12 protein-coding genes are annotated in these 17,484 nt (G+C 43.9%); 2 read left to right on the top strand and 10 right to left on the bottom strand.

All coding sequences use genetic code 11. The annotated features are described in order from the left end of the window. Window positions 1-140: 140 nt before the first annotated feature. The 9 genes from FOC32_RS15395 to radA all read right to left on the bottom strand — a co-directional run bounded on the left by FOC32_RS15395 (window position 141) and on the right by radA (window position 13,666). On the bottom strand, window positions 141-1,373 hold the full coding sequence (locus tag FOC32_RS15395) for a multifunctional CCA addition/repair protein (RefSeq protein ID WP_175967979.1): 1,233 nt from the start codon (window positions 1,371-1,373) through the stop codon (window positions 141-143). Window positions 1,374-1,456: 83 nt separating this feature from the next. Then, window positions 1,457-3,736: an NADP-dependent malic enzyme gene (locus tag FOC32_RS15390; RefSeq protein WP_175967977.1), complete on the bottom strand. Its 2,280-nt coding sequence runs from the start codon at window positions 3,734-3,736 to the stop codon at window positions 1,457-1,459. Between the two features lie 141 nt (window positions 3,737-3,877). After that, the gene (locus tag FOC32_RS15385) at window positions 3,878-6,754 is read right to left on the bottom strand and encodes a putative bifunctional diguanylate cyclase/phosphodiesterase (protein WP_175967976.1); all 2,877 of its coding nucleotides are present in this window, start codon (window positions 6,752-6,754) and stop codon (window positions 3,878-3,880) included. A gap of 177 nt (window positions 6,755-6,931) precedes the next feature. Then, window positions 6,932-7,642 (bottom strand): 16S rRNA (uracil(1498)-N(3))-methyltransferase, encoded by a 711-nt coding sequence (locus tag FOC32_RS15380; RefSeq protein WP_175967975.1) that lies wholly within the window; start codon window positions 7,640-7,642, stop codon window positions 6,932-6,934. Between the two features lie 31 nt (window positions 7,643-7,673). Beyond that, window positions 7,674-8,510: a methylenetetrahydrofolate reductase [NAD(P)H] gene (gene metF, locus FOC32_RS15375; protein ID WP_175967974.1), complete on the bottom strand. Its 837-nt coding sequence runs from the start codon at window positions 8,508-8,510 to the stop codon at window positions 7,674-7,676. A 183-nt stretch (window positions 8,511-8,693) separates the two neighbouring features. Continuing rightward, window positions 8,694-10,076, bottom strand: a complete 1,383-nt coding sequence (ahcY, locus tag FOC32_RS15370) for an adenosylhomocysteinase (RefSeq protein WP_175967973.1) — start codon at window positions 10,074-10,076, stop codon at window positions 8,694-8,696. A 305-nt stretch (window positions 10,077-10,381) separates the two neighbouring features. Further along, window positions 10,382-10,906 carry a tetratricopeptide repeat protein gene (locus tag FOC32_RS15365; protein WP_175967972.1) on the bottom strand — a complete coding sequence of 175 codons (525 nt, stop codon included), beginning with the start codon at window positions 10,904-10,906 and terminating at the stop codon, window positions 10,382-10,384. Between the two features lie 249 nt (window positions 10,907-11,155). Then, window positions 11,156-12,160: a Tim44 domain-containing protein gene (locus FOC32_RS15360; RefSeq protein WP_175967971.1), complete on the bottom strand. Its 1,005-nt coding sequence runs from the start codon at window positions 12,158-12,160 to the stop codon at window positions 11,156-11,158. 117 nt (window positions 12,161-12,277) lie between these two features. Then, entirely contained in the window at window positions 12,278-13,666 is a 1,389-nt protein-coding gene (gene radA / locus FOC32_RS15355; RefSeq protein ID WP_175967970.1) for a DNA repair protein RadA, read from the bottom strand. Between the two features lie 188 nt (window positions 13,667-13,854). Here radA and FOC32_RS15350 point away from each other — a divergent pair, with 188 nt between their 5' ends. Continuing rightward, entirely contained in the window at window positions 13,855-14,277 is a 423-nt protein-coding gene (locus tag FOC32_RS15350) for a hypothetical protein (RefSeq protein WP_175967969.1), read from the top strand. Window positions 14,278-14,350: 73 nt separating this feature from the next. On the opposite strand, the gene FOC32_RS15345 is transcribed toward FOC32_RS15350, so the two are convergent. Then, window positions 14,351-15,697: an alanine/glycine:cation symporter family protein gene (locus tag FOC32_RS15345; RefSeq protein ID WP_175967968.1), complete on the bottom strand. Its 1,347-nt coding sequence runs from the start codon at window positions 15,695-15,697 to the stop codon at window positions 14,351-14,353. Between the two features lie 321 nt (window positions 15,698-16,018). On the opposite strand from FOC32_RS15345, the gene FOC32_RS15340 reads away from it, so the two are divergent. Continuing rightward, a complete protein-coding gene (locus FOC32_RS15340; RefSeq protein WP_034170961.1) occupies window positions 16,019-17,422 on the top strand; it encodes an amino acid permease in 1,404 nt (467 codons plus the stop codon). The last annotated feature ends 62 nt before the right edge of the window (window positions 17,423-17,484 follow it).

The following is a 17,484-nucleotide window of genomic DNA, read 5'->3' as shown; positions in this document are numbered from 1 at the left end:
ATAATATCAATCATAATCAATATTTACTTTGCTTAAATGTTGAAAATACAGGGTAACTTCAAAGAATTATTGCTATCTATATAGAAAATCGAGATGAGTGCGATTCGAGATATTAAAAGGCTCCCGAAGGAGCCTGATGTTTAAAGTATGGCACTATGCTGTTCTTTCAGTTCTGCCAGAGCGGCAATCCGTCGTTCAATTAGCATCTCACCAATATCCGGACCTTGAATTTCTGGTGGCAAATCTTGAGCTTTAATACTGCGAACCACCTGCATGGCATCCAGCACGTATTGAGCCTGAGGATAAGCACGATTTTCCAACCCCAAGCGGCCGCGAGAGTCACATTCACAGGCCTGTACAAAATCTTCAACACGTTCAGGACGACGCAATACATCTAGACGCTGTAATAAACGCCATAAAGTGCCAGGTTTTAAGTTAAAAGCCTGATGGCATTTTAAGTGTTCTTTACAAACTGCCAATGCCAGTTGTTTGGTATGAGTCGGAACTCTTAAACGTTCACACAGCTCATTTACCGGTTTAATCCCACGTTCTTCATGCATGATATGGCGTGGCAATTCTTCCACAGGGGTTAATGCCTTACCCAGGTCATGAACCAGAACCGCAAAACGCACCTCTAAGCTATAATTTTGACGACAGGCTTGCTGTAAAGACATCATGGTATGAATACCACAGTCAATTTCCGGATGATATTCAGGACGTTGCGGAATGCCGTATAAGGCATCCAGTTCCGGGAACAGTACTTTTAAAGCACCACAACTACGTAATACTTCAAAATACACATCTGCATCTTGTTCCATCAGTGCGCGTGTGGTTTCTTTCCAGACCCGCTCAGGTGTCAATGCATTAAGCTCGCCCGATTCCGCCAGCTGCTTCATCAGCACCAACGTTTCTTCTGCAATGCTAAAACCCTGATGTTGATAACGCGCAGCAAAGCGGGCAATCCTTAAAACACGTAAAGGATCTTCGACAAAAGCTTCTGATACATGACGCAGTACACGATCAGCCAGATCTTTTTGACCGCCATAAGGATCATAAATCTTGCCTGAATCATCCATGGCCATGGCGTTGATGGTCAGGTCACGGCGGATCAGATCCTCTTCCAAGGTAACATTAATATCGGTATAAAATTCGAAACCATGATAACCATAGCCAGACTTGCGTTCGGTACGTGCCAGAGCATATTCGTCTTTGGTTTCAGGGTGAAGAAAAACAGGGAAGTCCTTGCCAACAGGTTGAAAACCTTCAGCAAGCAATTGTTCCGGCGTCGCGCCGACAACCACATAATCTTTTTCGTGATAGGGGTGTCCAAGTAAATGATCCCGAACTGCACCGCCTACTAAATAAACTTGCATGAAAAAACCTCTATTCTTACAAGCATCATGCTACAGAATAGAGGTTTTCTCAAGTCAAGAAGTTACGCTAATGCGTACATTCCTTAGAGCGCGTTTTTTTCTGCTTCCTGAATTTCAGCGACAGTTAACGCAGTCATATTCACTACGCGACGAGTCGTTGCAGTTGGTGTCAAGATATGAACAGGTTTCGCAGCACCAAGCAGGATAGGACCAATGGTCACGTTGTTACCTGAAGTTGCTTTTAACAGGTTAAACGAAATATTGGCTGCATCCAGATTTGGCATGATCAGCAAGTTTGCAGAACCTTTGAAACGAGAGTTCGGGAATGCAAACTGACGGATATTTTCGTCCAGTGCTGCATCACCATGCATTTCACCTTCAACTTCAAGCTCAGGTGCAGTTTCAGAAAGGATTTCATATACACGGCGCATTTTTTGTGCGCTGGCATCGTGCTGGTCTGAACCGAAGCTAGAGTGAGAAAGTAGGGCAACACGCGGTGTAATACCGAAACGACGTACTTCTTCAGCAGCCAGAATCGTCATCTCAGCAAGCTGTTCAGCCGTTGGATTACGGTTGATGTAGGTATCCGCGATGAACAGGTTACGCTCTTCCAGCATTAATGCGTTTAAGGTGAAGAAGGTATTATGGCCATCCTGTTTGCCGATGACATTGCTGACAAAGTCCAGATGGATGTCGTAGCTTGAGTACGTACCACATAACATACCGTCCGCCATGCCATGACGTACCAGCATCGCAGCGATCAGGGTAGAACGGCGACGCGCTTCACGGTGTGCATATTCAGGCGTTACACCTTTACGTTGCATCAGGTTATAATAGTCGTCTGCAAATTTTTCGTAATCCGGGTTCTTTTCCTGATCCACGATGGTGATGTTGACACCATCTTCAAGACGTAAGCCCAATTTCTTGATATTGGCTTCGATGACTGCTGGACGACCCACCAGAATCGGTTTTGCCAAGCCTTCATCCACTGCAATTTGTGCAGCACGAAGTACGCGCAGGTCTTCACCTTCTGCATAAGCGATACGTTTAGGATCTGTTTTAGCTTGTGCAAAGATTGGTTTCATCATGAAGGCTGAGTTATACACAAACTCAGACAAACGTTGACGATATGCCGAGAAATCCTGAATCGGACGAGTCGCCACGCCAGAATCCATTGCAGCTTGTGCAACTGCAGGCGCAATTTCCAGAATCAGGCGTTGATCCAGTGGACCAGGAATCAGGTAATCACGGCCGAAAGAAGCTGATTTTTCACCATAAGATGCAGCATCTGCTTCTACGTGTGCCATACGTGCAATCGCGTGTACGCAGGCAATTTTCATCTCTTCATTAATGGTGGTTGCACCAACGTCTAATGCACCACGGAAGATATAAGGGAAGCACAGTGCATTGTTTACCTGGTTTGGATAGTCAGAACGGCCAGTTGCCATGATCACGTCATCACGAACTTCGTGTGCATGTTCAGGCAGAATTTCTGGATCTGGGTTCGCCAAGGCAAAGATAATTGGATCTTTGGCCATCAGTTTCACCATTTCTTTGGTGAGAATACCGGCTGCAGAAAGACCCAGGAACATATCTGCACCTGCAATCACGTCACCGATCTGAGAGGCATCAATGTCTTGTACATATGCTTTTTTAGATTCGTCCAGACCTTCACGTTTAGTTGTCAATAAACCACGTGAGTCAGCAACGATGATATTTTCTTTTTTCACGCCAAGGGCACAAAGCAAGTTCAAGCAAGACAGGGCAGCAGCACCGGCACCTGAAGCAATGATCTTGATTTCATTAATTTTTTTGCCGTTTAATTGCAAAGCATTAAGAAGAGCAGAACCTACAATGATTGAAGTACCATGTTGGTCATCGTGGAACACAGGAATTTTCATGCGTTCACGAAGTTTCTGTTCAATGTAGAAACATTCTGGAGCCTTGATATCTTCCAGGTTGATCCCGCCAAAAGTGGGTTCTAGAGAAGCGACAATATCAACAATCTTGTCTGGATCATTTTCAGCAATTTCGATATCGAATACATCAACACCCGCAAATTTTTTGAACAGTACGCCTTTACCTTCCATGACCGGTTTAGACGCCAGTGGGCCAATATTACCCAAACCAAGAACTGCTGTACCGTTACTGACCACTGCAACCAGATTACCGCGTGCGGTATACAGTGCAGCTGTTGAAGGATCGCGTTCAATCTCAAGACATGGTGCGGCAACGCCAGGCGAGTAAGCAAGGGCTAAGTCACGTTGGTTGACCAATTGTTTGCTTGGTGTAACGCTGATTTTTCCTGGAGTAGGGAATTCGTGATAGTAAAGAGCCTGCTGCTTTAAAGATTGTTCGTCCATCTGTATCTCTATCGTTGTAAAGATTACCCAGAAAGCGGGTAAAAAATTGCATTTATACCTCTGAATATAACATTTGTTAAGCACTTAGCCCAGTCAAAGTCGACCATTTTTGCGACAATCTTATTCGAGGTAGATATAGACTTAGACTTGATATATATAAGTTTCAGCGACGCGATTCTGTTCTAAATATGCAGTTGCTTCCAGTTCAGGCAATGGTTTGGAGAAGAAGTAACCTTGGGCAATATCACAATCTAAATCACGTAGATATTGCAGCTGTTCTTCAGTTTCAATACCTTCAGCGACGACAGTCATGCCCATAGCTTTACCCATCGCGACCATGGCACTGACAATCGCTTCCTGTTTATGTTCGCCAATTTTAGAGACAAAACTGCGGTCAATTTTGAGAATGTCAATAGGAAAATCGGCAAGATAGGATAAAGAAGAATAACCAGTTCCGAAGTCATCTAGCGAGATATTAATCTGGCGCTGCTTGATCTGGTTCAGCAGATTTTTGACAGATTCAGAGTTTTCAATCAGTGAAGATTCAGTAATTTCCAGTTCCAGACTGGTGCCAGAAATCTGGTTTTCGGTAATGGCCTGATCCAGATCATCAAGTAACTGACCACGACGCAGTTGCTGCGCCACGATATTCACAGAGACACAGATATTATGAAAGCCAAGATCATTCCATTCACGAATCTGTTTAGCAGTTTGCTGAATCACCAAACGACCGATCTCGGAAATCAGGCTGGTCTGTTCCGCTAAAGGAATAAACAGGTCAGGTGGGATAATACCTTTCTCTGGATGTTTCCAGCGCACTAAAGCTTCAAAGCCATAAATGTGCTGGTCATTGAAATTAATTTTTGGTTGATAGTAGACTACCAGTTCACCATTCTGGATGGCTTTACGCAGATCGCGTTCAATGAAAATTCCTTGCTCTAGCAAAGCTGTATTTTCATTGGAGTAGAAATGGATAGTATTCCCGCCGAGATTTTTGGCTTCACTCAGCGCCTGTTCAGCACAGTTATTCAAATAATCTAGCTGACGGCCATGATCCGGATAGAAAGCCACGCCCATCGATAGGGTAATCACATAATCTTGTCCAAAAATATGGAAAGGAGCTTGGAAGGCTTCAGCAATTCGTTGACAGTGTTCCTGTACAGACGTGCGAATATGCGAGATTTCATACAGAATCGCAAAATCGTCACCATTTAGATGGGCCACAAACAGGGCTTCAGCATTGGTCAGACGTAAGCGTTGTGCCACCTGACGCAACAGCTCATCACCACCATTATTAGACAGGTATTCATTCAATGGACGGAAACGGTCGATATTGAGTCGGATCACCGCCATTTTCTTGATGGAATCTTTTTGTGTCATCAGATACTGATGCAACTGGTAGTTATAGTAAAAACGGTTTGGCAAATCAGTTAGCGTGTCATAATTTTCCAGATAAGACAGGCGCTGTTCCTGTAATTTACGCTCAGTCAGATCAGAAACAATGCCGATATAGTGGGTGATACGACCTTCATCATCAGTAATCGCATTGATATGTAACCAGAGTGGCATCTCTTTGCCAGACAGGAATTTTTCACTCAGTTCGCCATCAAAGGAACCGATTTTCACGACTTGCTTGATGATGTTGGAATGAATGCTGCGCTGCTGTGATTTATGACTCGCGGTGATATCAAATAGATATTTACCCAAGATGTCATTACGTTCAAAACCGGACAAATTTTCGAAATAAGGATTTACTTCGATATAACGTAATTCATCATTTAGGATGAAGATTCCTTCAGCCGCCTGCTCGATCACACTGGCTGCCAGTTTCAGGCGTTCTTGAGAACTACGTTCCTGCTGAATATCACGCAAAATTCCGACCATGCGTAAAGGGCGGTGAGTTTCAGGATCGCGACTGATCACCCGGCCTACATCATGTACCCAGCTCCAGACTCCCGGTGCTTGCTGAATCCGGTAAGTTACTTCATAGCGCTCAGTTTTCCCACGCAAATGCTGTTTCATATTGCTTTTGAACGCAGCCAGATCATCAGGATGAATCATATGCTGTAACTGTAAATGATGTTCGCTGGATTTCCGTTGTACTTTCTCATCTTTATGATTGGTCAGCAAAATACTGCGGTCTTTGATATTCCAGTCCCATGGACGAATGCCGGCAATTTCATGAGTCAGCTCAAGGTTTTGTTGCTGGTTTTTCAGATCAATATTAATCTGTTCAATATCATAGGTACGTTCACGAACTTTCTGTTCCAGTAGCTGGTTGCTGAGTTGTAGCTCCAGTTTAATATCTTTGGATTTATTGACTTCAGTTTGTAGCTGTTTGCATAGCTCATCAGTCCAGGCGACCTGCTGTTCGGCATTACTCACCAGCAATTCATTTTCTGCATAAAGGCGGGAAGTACGGGTATGAATACGATAGGTACTATTGGCACAGAGCAGGATCACAATGACTGCAAAATTTAGTGCCAGACCAAAGACCGGATTGGCACCCGAGATATGAAAAAACTGAAAGAGTAAAAAGGGTACCAATGAAGGTAAAAATACCAGTGAAAAGTAACTGAGCTTCTGGGTTAAATAAGTCAGACCAAAAGCTTGAGTCACGATTAATAGCAAAGCCGAAAGGGTGAGTGCTTCTATTTCATCAAAATTGATATTGGCCTGTGGTAGGTAATAATAAGTCAGAGAAATACCGGAAGCGATACAGCAACCTACCGCAAGGCTCTGAATCTGTAACCAGTAATGTGCATTTTTCAGTTGATATTGTTCAGGCTTAAAATACAAGGTATTGATGAGCCAGCACATACTAACGGTAATTTCAGTCAGGATAAACCAGAGATTAAAGTAACTATTCGATGAGCTATATTGAATGTGATAAACACAGAAAATATAGAGGCAAATAATCATGATACTTAACAGAAAATATCGGCTATGTCGAAGCGTGTTCGCAATCTGAGCACGATGCAAGTGCTCTTTGATATAAGCCTCTTGATTATCAATCATATAATTAAGTGCCTTGTATTCGTCCTGAACGGTTTTTATCCTAGATTTTAATTTTTATTCAAGCCTGAATGATTCTTAAATCCATCAATATATGTTTCATTATTATTGACTCAAGAGTAGAGTGCTTATAAATAAAAATCAATAAAATTAATAACCAAATTTTACAATTTTGATCGCTTAAATAGTGTAATTCAAAATTGCGAGAGCAACGACAGGAGCAGTTTCGGTACGCAGGACACGTTCACCAATACACCAATTGACAAAGCCTTGAGCATTCGCCGCTAGGATTTCTGCTTCACTCAAGCCGCCTTCAGGGCCAATCAGCAAAGTAATATCCGGCGTGGCATTCGCCAGTACATCAATTTCTTCTTTATTTGGCGCTAGCACTAGTTTGGTAGTAGGAAGATCGGTTTCCAGCCATTTTTCAAGTGACATTGGCGCTAAAATTTTAGGAACAATATTCATTCCACACTGTTCACAGGCGGCAATGGCTACACCTTGCCAGTGATCCAGTTTCTTTTGATCACGATCGTATTTCAGTCGCATCTCACAGCGTTCAGAGGTTAAAAGCTGAATTTCAGATACACCCAGTTCGACCGCTTTTTGAATCGCATAATCCATGCGGTCACCTTTACTCATGACTTGGCCAAGCAAGGCTTTAAATTTTGGTGTGCGATCAGTAGGGTTATAGCTATTGACCTGTACAGCAGCCGATTTTTTGGAAACTTCGACCAGTTCAACTTCATATTCACCACCTTGTCCATTAAACAGGGTGGCTTTTTCGCTGACTTGAGCACGTAAAACTTTAACCCAATGATGAAACACTGTTTCAGTCAGTTCTACAGTGGTATCTACTGCTAAATCAGCTTCAATAAAAAAACGCGGCATTAAAGTTTTACTCTCAAATCAGGTATTTTACTTATGCAAGACCGAGGTCTTTAACAAGTTGACGGGTTGGATCAGTGGTATTCATGGTATAGAAGTGCAAGCTTGGTGCACCGCCAGCAATCAGGCGTTCGCAGAATTTCACCACGACTTCATGACCAAAGGCTTTAATGCTTGCAGTGTCATCCCCATAAGTTGCCAGTTGCTTGCGAATCCAGCGTGGAATTTCTGCGCCTGTACCATCTGCGAAGCGAATCAGGTTGCTGGCATTGGTAATCGGCATAATACCCGGCGCAACCGGAATATCGATTCCAGCTTTTTGGATACGGTCTACAAAGTAGAAGTATGCATCTGGATTAAAGAAGAACTGGGTCAATGCAGCATTAGCGCCAGCATTTACTTTATCCGCAAAGTGCTGAATGTCTTTATCAAAGCTGTCTGCTTGTGGATGCATTTCAGGATAAGCGGCAACTTCAATATGGAAATGGTCACCTGAATGTTCACGGATAAAGCGAACCAGATCCTGTGCATAAGGCAATTCACCTAGGCCCACCTGACCAGATGGCAAGTCACCACGCAGCGCGACAATACGATCAATCCCTTGAGATTTATACAAATCAAGCAATTCAGCAATACGCGCTTTATCATCGCCGATACAAGACAGGTGAGGAGCAACAGGTGTGCCTTTACCGTTAAAATCATTGATCGTAGATAAAGTGCGTTCGCGTGTTGAACCACCCGCGCCATACGTCACAGAAAAGAATTCTGGATTCAGCAGTTGTAGTTCTTGATGTACGGTTTTAAGTTTTTCTGCACCCGCATCGGTTTTGGTCGGGAAAAACTCAAAAGAAATTGGAATCTGTTTAAACATGTTCAAATCCTTTTTATAAATACTTATATTTTATAGATTACCCTCATCCTAACCTTCTCCCAGAGGGAGAAGGGACTACCATTGTGATAGTTAAAGTCTTTAAGATTTACCCTATAACAATTTTCACAATGGAAATCTCCCTCTCCTTATAGGAGAGGGCCGGGGTGAGGTGGAAATCAAAAATTAGTATTTATAAGCATCAGACTTGAATGGACCTTCAACAGGTACGCCTAGGTAATCTGCCTGTTCTGGAGTCAATTGAGTCAGCACACCACCGAAACCGGCAACCATTGCAGCAGCAACTTCTTCGTCCAATTTCTTAGGAAGTAGTTCTACACGAATCGCTGCTTGTTTTTGGTCTTCTGGAAGATCCGCAAATTTTTCAGCGAACAGGTGCATTTGACCTAGAACCTGGTTTGCAAAAGAACCGTCCATCACACGTGATGGGTGACCAGTTGCGTTACCCAGGTTCACCAGACGACCTTCAGAAAGCAGGATCAGGTAATCGTTTTCATTTTCTGAACGATATACTTGGTGTACTTGAGGTTTCACTTCAACCCATTTGTAACCACGTAAGTAGTTAGTATCGATTTCAGTGTCGAAGTGACCAATGTTACAAACCACTGCGCCAGCTTTCAGTGTATCTAGCATCGCAGCGTCACATACGTGGTAGTTACCAGTTGTAGTCACGATCAGGTCGGTATTTTGAAGAAGATCAACATTTATATCTTCTTTTTTGCCAGTTTGAACGCCGTTTTTGTATGGAGAAACCACTTCATAACCGTCCATGCATGCTTGCATCGCACAGATTGGATCGATTTCAGATACACGTACGATCATACCCTCTTGACGAAGAGACTGAGCAGAACCTTTACCTACGTCACCATAGCCGATCACTAATGCACGACGGCCAGAAAGCAGCATGTCAGTTGCACGTTTGATCGCATCATTTAGAGAGTGACGGCAACCGTATTTATTGTCGTTTTTAGACTTGGTTACTGAATCGTTGACGTTGATCGCAGGAACTTTCAGAGAGCCGTCTTTCCACATTTCTAGAAGACGTGCTACACCTGTAGTTGTTTCTTCAGTAATACCGTGGATTTTTGCAATCAGTTCAGGATATTTTTCGTGAACAACAGCAGTTAAGTCACCACCATCATCCAGAATCATGTTGGCATCCCAAGGTTTGCCGTTCACATTGATCTGTTGCTCAAGACACCACATGTATTCTTCTTCTGTTTCGCCTTTCCATGCAAATACAGGAATACCAAGAGCAGCGATTGCAGCAGCAGCGTGGTCTTGAGTAGAGAAAATGTTACAAGAAGTCCAACGAACTTCAGCGCCTAATTCAACTAGAGTTTCAATTAAAACCGCAGTTTGAATAGTCATGTGGATACAGCCAAGAATTTTGGCACCAGCAAGTGGTTTAGCAGCTGAGTAGCGTTTACGCAGACCCATTAGGGCTGGCATTTCAGCTTCTGCAAGTTTGATTTCTTTACGACCGTAGTCAGCTAGGGAAATATCAGCAACTTTATAATCTGTAAATGAAGCATTAACCGCGTTCATCACGATCTCCTTATAAAAAACAATAATTGATCATTCAGTTCGCGGATGCCGTTGTTGGTCTGTCTAGAAAAAGTTGGACCGATCGTCGAGCCTGGCGCTTTTACATTTCGTACCTGTAAAACGTCGCAGCATCCCTCGACTAGCGGGGTATTGTACTTGGAAATTAATTTGGTTCCAATCCGAAATTGTTTAATATCTGACTAATAAGAAAATTTTGAAAATATTTTGAGAAATAACCTGGTATTTGAAAACTGAAATAAAGTTTTATTCTCGTAAAAAAGCCCATCATCTAATGGGCTTGTTATTTATTCTATGTCCTGCTCAATTTCATCTGCTTTCTTAGTCCAGTAATCTGCCTGTATGTCATCAACGACCACACCAAGACCATTGGCATAAATAAAGGCAAGATCACGCATGGCTTGAACTTCGCCCCATTCAGCTGCTTGCTTTACAAGAGCAATGGATTTTTCGATATCTTTTTCGACCACATCACCACGTCGGTAAAAGCCAGCCAGCTCCAAAGTTGCTGCAGAGTGTTTTTCGAAATTGGCTTTGCTCAACCAGTAATAGGCTAACTCAAAGTGAGCTTTAGAATCTTCTAGGTCTTCCTCAGCAATCTCTTTGGCATAAACCGTATAACCCTCACCGAGCCAGTACATGGCTTCAACCCAGCCACCATTGGCTGCTTTCAATGCCCACTCTTCGGCCAGCATGATGTCTTCGTCATGCTCGCTCTGCATATATAGTTCGGCAAGCTCAAATTGGGCTTCAGCATTGCCTGCCAGTGCGCGGTTTGCCAGCGTGGCAGGGGGAGAAACACGCTCAGTCATGTCAGTATCTCAAATATCTTTGTATCTAGATTAAAAGGTTCAAAATAAAAAAGCCAATCTGAAAACTGGCTTTTGTATAAAAGTCGACTGATAGCGCTTAAAACACACAAACTAAGCTATTTGTTTAGAGGAATAACAATAAAATGAATAGAAAAAGAACAAGAATAAATTTAAATAATTTTCAATGATTCAGAAAGCAAAACAGCGGCCTGAAAGCCGCTGTTGATATACGATTAATGAGATAAAAACTTAGTCTTGCTGGATTCCTGCAACCACCCAATCTTGCTGAGAGCCGGCAGGCTTGACAAAGTGCCAGATTTCAGCAAACGGTTGAGGTTGGCTATTCAGGTCTTCACTTACAGTACCAGTGAAGCGTACGCTTACTACGTATTGACCATTCTCAGTTGATGAATCCACAACCATTGCATTCAGGTTAGAGAACTCAGCTACGTCCTGATCCTGATTTGCCATAATATCGTTATACATTGACTGGTAAAGATCAGGGGTCAGGTAACGTTTAATTTCTGAAATGTTGCTCGCCGTATTCATTGACTGAATGTGGTTGAAACGTTGACGTGCCACACGTAAGAAAGTCGCAGGTTCTGTACCATCTGGAAGCTGGTTGCCGCTATTGGTATAGGCTGCACCAAATGGCGCGTTATTTACCGGAGCTGAACCAAACGGAGCATTTGTGCTTGGCGTGCTACCACCTACGTTCTGATCAAAAATATTGGTGTTGTCACCACCGCGAGGAGGTGTCTGACCAAATGGTGCTGAATGACCAGCACCACTATTTGGAGCGTATGGATTAGAAGCTACTTTTTTTTTTGCGCCCATCTTACGGAAAATGAAGAAGGCAACAGCGGCAGCAAGTAAAATCCAGATCCAGCCAGGAATACCACCTTTTTCCTCTTGTTGCTGTTGAGCTGCTTGAGCTTCAGAAGCCGCTTGTACTTCTTTGTCATCAGCCAGCGCATTGGCAGCAACTGCACCCACGGCAGCACCGGCTACACCGGCAGCAACCATACTACCTACGCCTGGGCCAGATCTTTGCTGAGTTGCAGCACCAGCGGCTGGAGCCTGTTGTGCTGGCGCAGCTTGACGAGGTTGTTGATAAGATTGAGTAGGCGCAGCAGAACGTTGCATACCATGGCTTTTACCGCCACCGGCACGTTTTGCTTCAGCAGTTAAAGGAGCAACCAGTAATGCTGCTGTTAAAAGACCTGCAATCAAACCACGCTGTCGAACTTCCATTCAATTTTCCTATGTGAAAAAAACTTATTTGAATACTCTATTTATATAGGCTTTATAGGGGATTTCAATCAAAAATGTGTATTTTTTTAGGCTTTTCGCAAGATTTATCGATTAAAACTAATTGAGTTCGTCACTTAGGCTCATGGCTTCACTCAAAGCCTCATGCAATCGGGCTACAGCAATGACCTGCACGCCGGGAATTGGTTTTTGCGGTGCATTGGCACGCGGCAAAATAATATATTTAAAACCGTGTTTTACTGCCTCTTTCAGACGTTCCTGACCATTCGGGACCGGACGAATTTCGCCAGAAAGACCAACTTCACCAAAAACAGCCAGTTGCTGAGGCAGCGCTTTGGTCCGGATACTGGAGGCACAGGCTAAAAGTACAGCCAGGTCAGAACCGGTCTCAGTAATCTTTAAGCCACCGACGATATTGACATAGACATCCTGACCAGAAGTTTGTACGCCACCATGACGATGCATTACGGCCAGCAGCATATTCAGACGGTTTTGTTCTAGACCCAAAGCTACACGGCGTGGCTGGCCGTGGGCATCATCGACCAACGCCTGAACTTCAACCAGGAGTGGACGAGTCCCTTCGCGGCTAATCATGACGATGGAGCCTGGAATCGCTTCATCATAACGACTGAGGAAAATAGCAGATGGATTGGCCACTTCACGCAGACCTTTATCGGTCATGCCAAAGACGCCAAGTTCATTGACTGCACCGAAACGGTTTTTGACTGCGCGGATCATACGATAACGTGAATCCGACTGGCCTTCAAAATACAGCACACAGTCCACCATATGTTCCAGTACACGTGGACCTGCTAAGGCACCTTCTTTAGTCACATGACCGACAATAAACAGAGCAGTGCCGCTATTTTTGGCGAAACGGGTCAATAGGGCGGCAGACTCACGGATCTGTGATACACCACCTGGCGCAGACTGCAAGGTTTCGGTATATAAAGTCTGAATCGAGTCCAGAATCGCAACAGCAGGACGTTCCTGTGCAAGCACCTCGCAAATGCGTTCCACACAGGTTTCTGCCATGACTTTCAACTGGTCGGTTGGCAAGTCCAGACGCTGGGCGCGTAATGCCACCTGAGACAGAGATTCTTCACCTGTGACATACAGGGCTGAGCTATTACCCGCTGCCATGTGAGTTGCGGTTTGCAATAAGATAGTTGACTTACCAATCCCCGGGTCACCACCAATCAGCACCACAGAACCTGTGACCAGACCACCGCCTAAGACTCGGTCAAACTCACCAATCCCTGTTTGCAACCGGGTTTCATGTGAAACGGAGACTTTATTTAAAGTGGTAATCGCAGCTGCCTGGCCGGCATAGCCCCCAATTTTTGGCTGAGCACGATGTGTCGTTGCTGGCATAATACTGACTTCTACCAGACTGTTCCATTCTCCACATTCAGAACACTGACCCGCCCATTTGGGATGGTCTGCTCCACATTGTTCACAACGGTACACACTTTTTACTTTAGCCATAATTTCCGAAAATAAATATTGGGAATGGGGGCTACAGCATAGCGGTGAATGAGACTGAAAACCAAGACCTTTAGCTGAAAAAGTCAGTGATTTACGTCAGCATATGACGCATATGAATTTACCTTTCTACATGAAAGTGAAATACCTTCTATAATGAGAAAATTCATCGCGGGTACAGGAAACCTGACATGCCACAACTTTTAAAACATATCGATGCGATCGCACGTGAAAAAGACCGTGATGTATTATTTGTACATTTTGAAAATTACGAACATGAAAATGCAGATGCCGAGTCCTATCATTTACGTCAGAACCTGATGGAATGGCTGAAGCAACGCCAAATTAACTTTGCACCCTGTATGGGCATAGAACAGCCTGGTGTGATTGAAAGTTATTCAGGTGATCTTTATATCGATGTACCATTTGATGAAGCTCATCCGATTTACCAAATGGTCAGTGAGCATCTGGAAGATGCCGAAGAGGAAATGAAGATTCCGGGAGTGCTGTTCTTTGTATTGTCTTTAGAAACAGCGCTTGAGATTGAAGCAGACCGTGAGGAATTTCTGAGTCTAAATCATGATGAGGATGAATTTTCTGGACGTTTAAACTGATTCTGTCTAGAAGTTTAAGGCCATAAAAAAGCCACTTTTACAGTGGCTTTTTTCTTTAGGGCTTTAGATTAAATTAATAAAGCTCACCAGACTTGCGTCGGGCAATAAAGTCTTTCGATTCTTTGGCAATCACACCTGAAAGCAATAACAAGCCGATCAAGTTTGGAATCGCCATCAAACCGTTGAAGGTATCGGCAAACAGCCAGACCAGATCCAGTGTCGCGACACAGCCAATAAATACTGACAGGATATAGATGATGCGATAAGGGAATACAAATTTCTCACCGAGCAAATAGGTTGCACATTTTTCGCCGTAGTAGCTCCAGCCCAGAATAGTGGAGTAGGCAAAGAAGATAATACCGAAAGTCACGACCCATCCACCAACACCTGGTAGCAATTTGTCGAATACCCCGATAGTCAATACTGCACCAGTCTGACCACCAAAGTCATTGCCGGCCATGATGAAGCCCATTACCAGGACAATACCGGTAATCGAACAAACAATAATCGTGTCAATAAAAGTACCGGTCATAGACACCAGACCCTGACGAGCAGGGTGATCTGTTTTAGCCGCAGCAGCGGCAATCGGTGCAGAGCCCATACCAGCTTCATTTGAGAATACACCACGTGCCACACCGTAACGGATCGCGGCACCAATTGCACCACCAACCGCTGCTTCACCAGTAAAGGCATAGGTGAAGATCATTTTCAGTGCAGGACCCACTAAATCCAGATGGGTGAAAATAATGATCAGACCGCCCGCTACATAGCCAATCGCCATGATCGGTACGATGAAAGAGGCAGCCCTAGAAATCCACTTAATCCCGCCCAGAATTACTAGTGCAGAAAACGCAGTAATCACGATACCTGTAACCCAGGTTTCTAGACCAAAACCATTTTCTACCGCGAGTGCAACGGTGTTGGACTGAACTGAACTACCAATTCCGAAAGACGCCACAGCACCAAAGAACGCAAAGATTAGTGCCAGCCATTTCCATTTCAGGCCACGCTCAATGTAATACATTGGACCGCCAGACATTTCACCGCGTTCATTTTTAACCCGGTATTTGACGGCCAGTACACCTTCGCCATATTTGGTTGCCATTCCGAACAGGGCAGTCATCCACATCCAGAACACGGCCCCTGGGCCGCCCAGTACACAAGCGGTTGCCACACCGGCAATATTACCGGTACCGATGGTAGCTGACAGTGCGGTCATGAGTGAGCCAAATTGGGAAATATCGCCTTCATGCGAAGGGTGTTTGCCAAAAACCTGTTTAAAGGCCAGTGGTAACATGCGGAACTGCCAGAACAGCAGGCGGAAGGTCAGGAATATACCGGTCCCGACAATGAGGACCAGCATATAAGGGCCCCAGACCCAGCCACTGACGGTTTCCATGATACTTTGTAAATTTTGCATAAATTTCTTCTTATTTATCCGTGTCAGCTTTATTTGAGATGTTGATTGAAAAGCAATTGCTATGCCATGCGCGCTCATCCTAAACGCGAATATTGGCGGATTTGTATTCTATTTTTTACATAGTTTCAGCGCTTTGACAAGAAAAATCCTGTATTCATTGCGCCTTAAAACCAAGACTAAAGATAAATGAATATTGATATAAGAAAAATAAATTAACTTGCAAGATTAGTTGGAAAATACAAATGATGCGAATTTTCTTTTTGTATTCCAGGTTTTTTACGTTAATTTGTCGCGATTAAAACTCAAAGTTGAAATGAAATAATGTCAGAAAAATATAGTCACTCATCATCGGAAGATGGTGAGCTACAGCGTAGTTTGTCCAACCGGCACCTGCAGTTAATTGCCATTGGGGGTGCGATTGGCACCGGCCTGTTTATGGGTTCAGGGAAAACCATTAGCCTGGCAGGACCATCTATTCTGGTGATTTATATGATCATCGGTTTTATGGTGTTTCTGGTCATGCGCGCGTTGGGTGAATTATTATTATCCAATCTGCAATATAAATCTTTTATCGATTTTGCCACCGATCTGATCGGGCCATGGGCAGGTTATTTTGTCGGCTGGACGTACTGGTTATGCTGGATCACGATTGGTATCGCGGATTTGTCTGCCATTATCTATTACTTGCAATTCTTCAATAACGGCCTGCCATTTACTCCGGGCGAAGGCGTACTGATCAGTATTGCCTCTATTGTCTTCATTATGGGCTTGAACCTGGCAACCGTGAAACTGTTTGGTGAAATGGAATTCTGGTTTGCTTTGATCAAGATTATCGCCATTATTGTACTGATCGCTGTAGGTTTATGGATGATCTTTACTGGTTTTACTAGTGATGCAGGTACGGTCGCTTCATTTGCCCATATCTGGGATCATGGCGGTTTGTTCCCGACTGGGACTATGGGCTTCCTAGCCGGTTTCCAAATTGCGATTTTTGCCTTTGTGGGTGTAGAGCTGGTTGGTACTACGGCTGCTGAAACCAAAGATCCAGAGCGTAACCTGCCTAAAGCGGTGAACTCGATTCCGATCCGTATCATTATTTTCTATGTGCTGGCTTTGATCATTGTGATGTCAGTGACACCATGGGATCAGATCAATCCAAATGTTTCTCCGTTCGTGAATCTGTTTAGTCAGGCAGGTATTGCGGCGGCTGCAATCATCATGAACCTGGTGGTGCTGTCATCAGTAATGTCATCAATGAACAGTGGGGTGTTCTCGACCAGTCGTATGCTGTTCGGTTTATCTCGTGAAGAACAGGCACCTAAAGCCTTTGGTCGTTTGAATTCGCGCGCCGTTCCAGCGAATGCTTTGTATTTCTCTGCGATTTGTTTATTGCTCGGTGCAGCATTACAATACTTCGTGCCGAATACGGTTGAAGCATTTACCTTAGCAACGACTCTATCGACCATTCTGTTTATCTGTGTATGGCTGATCATTATCTGGAGCTACATGATCTATTACCGTACTCGTCCAGAATTGCATGCTAAATCCATATTCAAGCTGCCTGGTGGATTGGTGACTTGCTGGATCGTGATTATTTTCTTTGTCGGCATGATTGGTGTGTTATCGTTGGAAGATGATACCCGTCGTGCCTTGATGGTCAGCCCGGTCTGGTTCATTTTACTGATTATTGGATATTTAGGCTTCTATAAACAGAAACATAAATAATCCATATCAATAAAAACGTCAGCGATCTGCTGGCGTTTTTTTATGTCTGAATATACTCTCTA

The organism is Acinetobacter sp. FDAARGOS_724 (assembly GCF_013364475.1).
GTDB lineage: Bacteria > Pseudomonadota > Gammaproteobacteria > Pseudomonadales > Moraxellaceae > Acinetobacter > Acinetobacter variabilis.
Note: the sequence above shows the minus strand (reverse complement) of the source record. Positions and strands in the feature narration are given on the sequence as shown.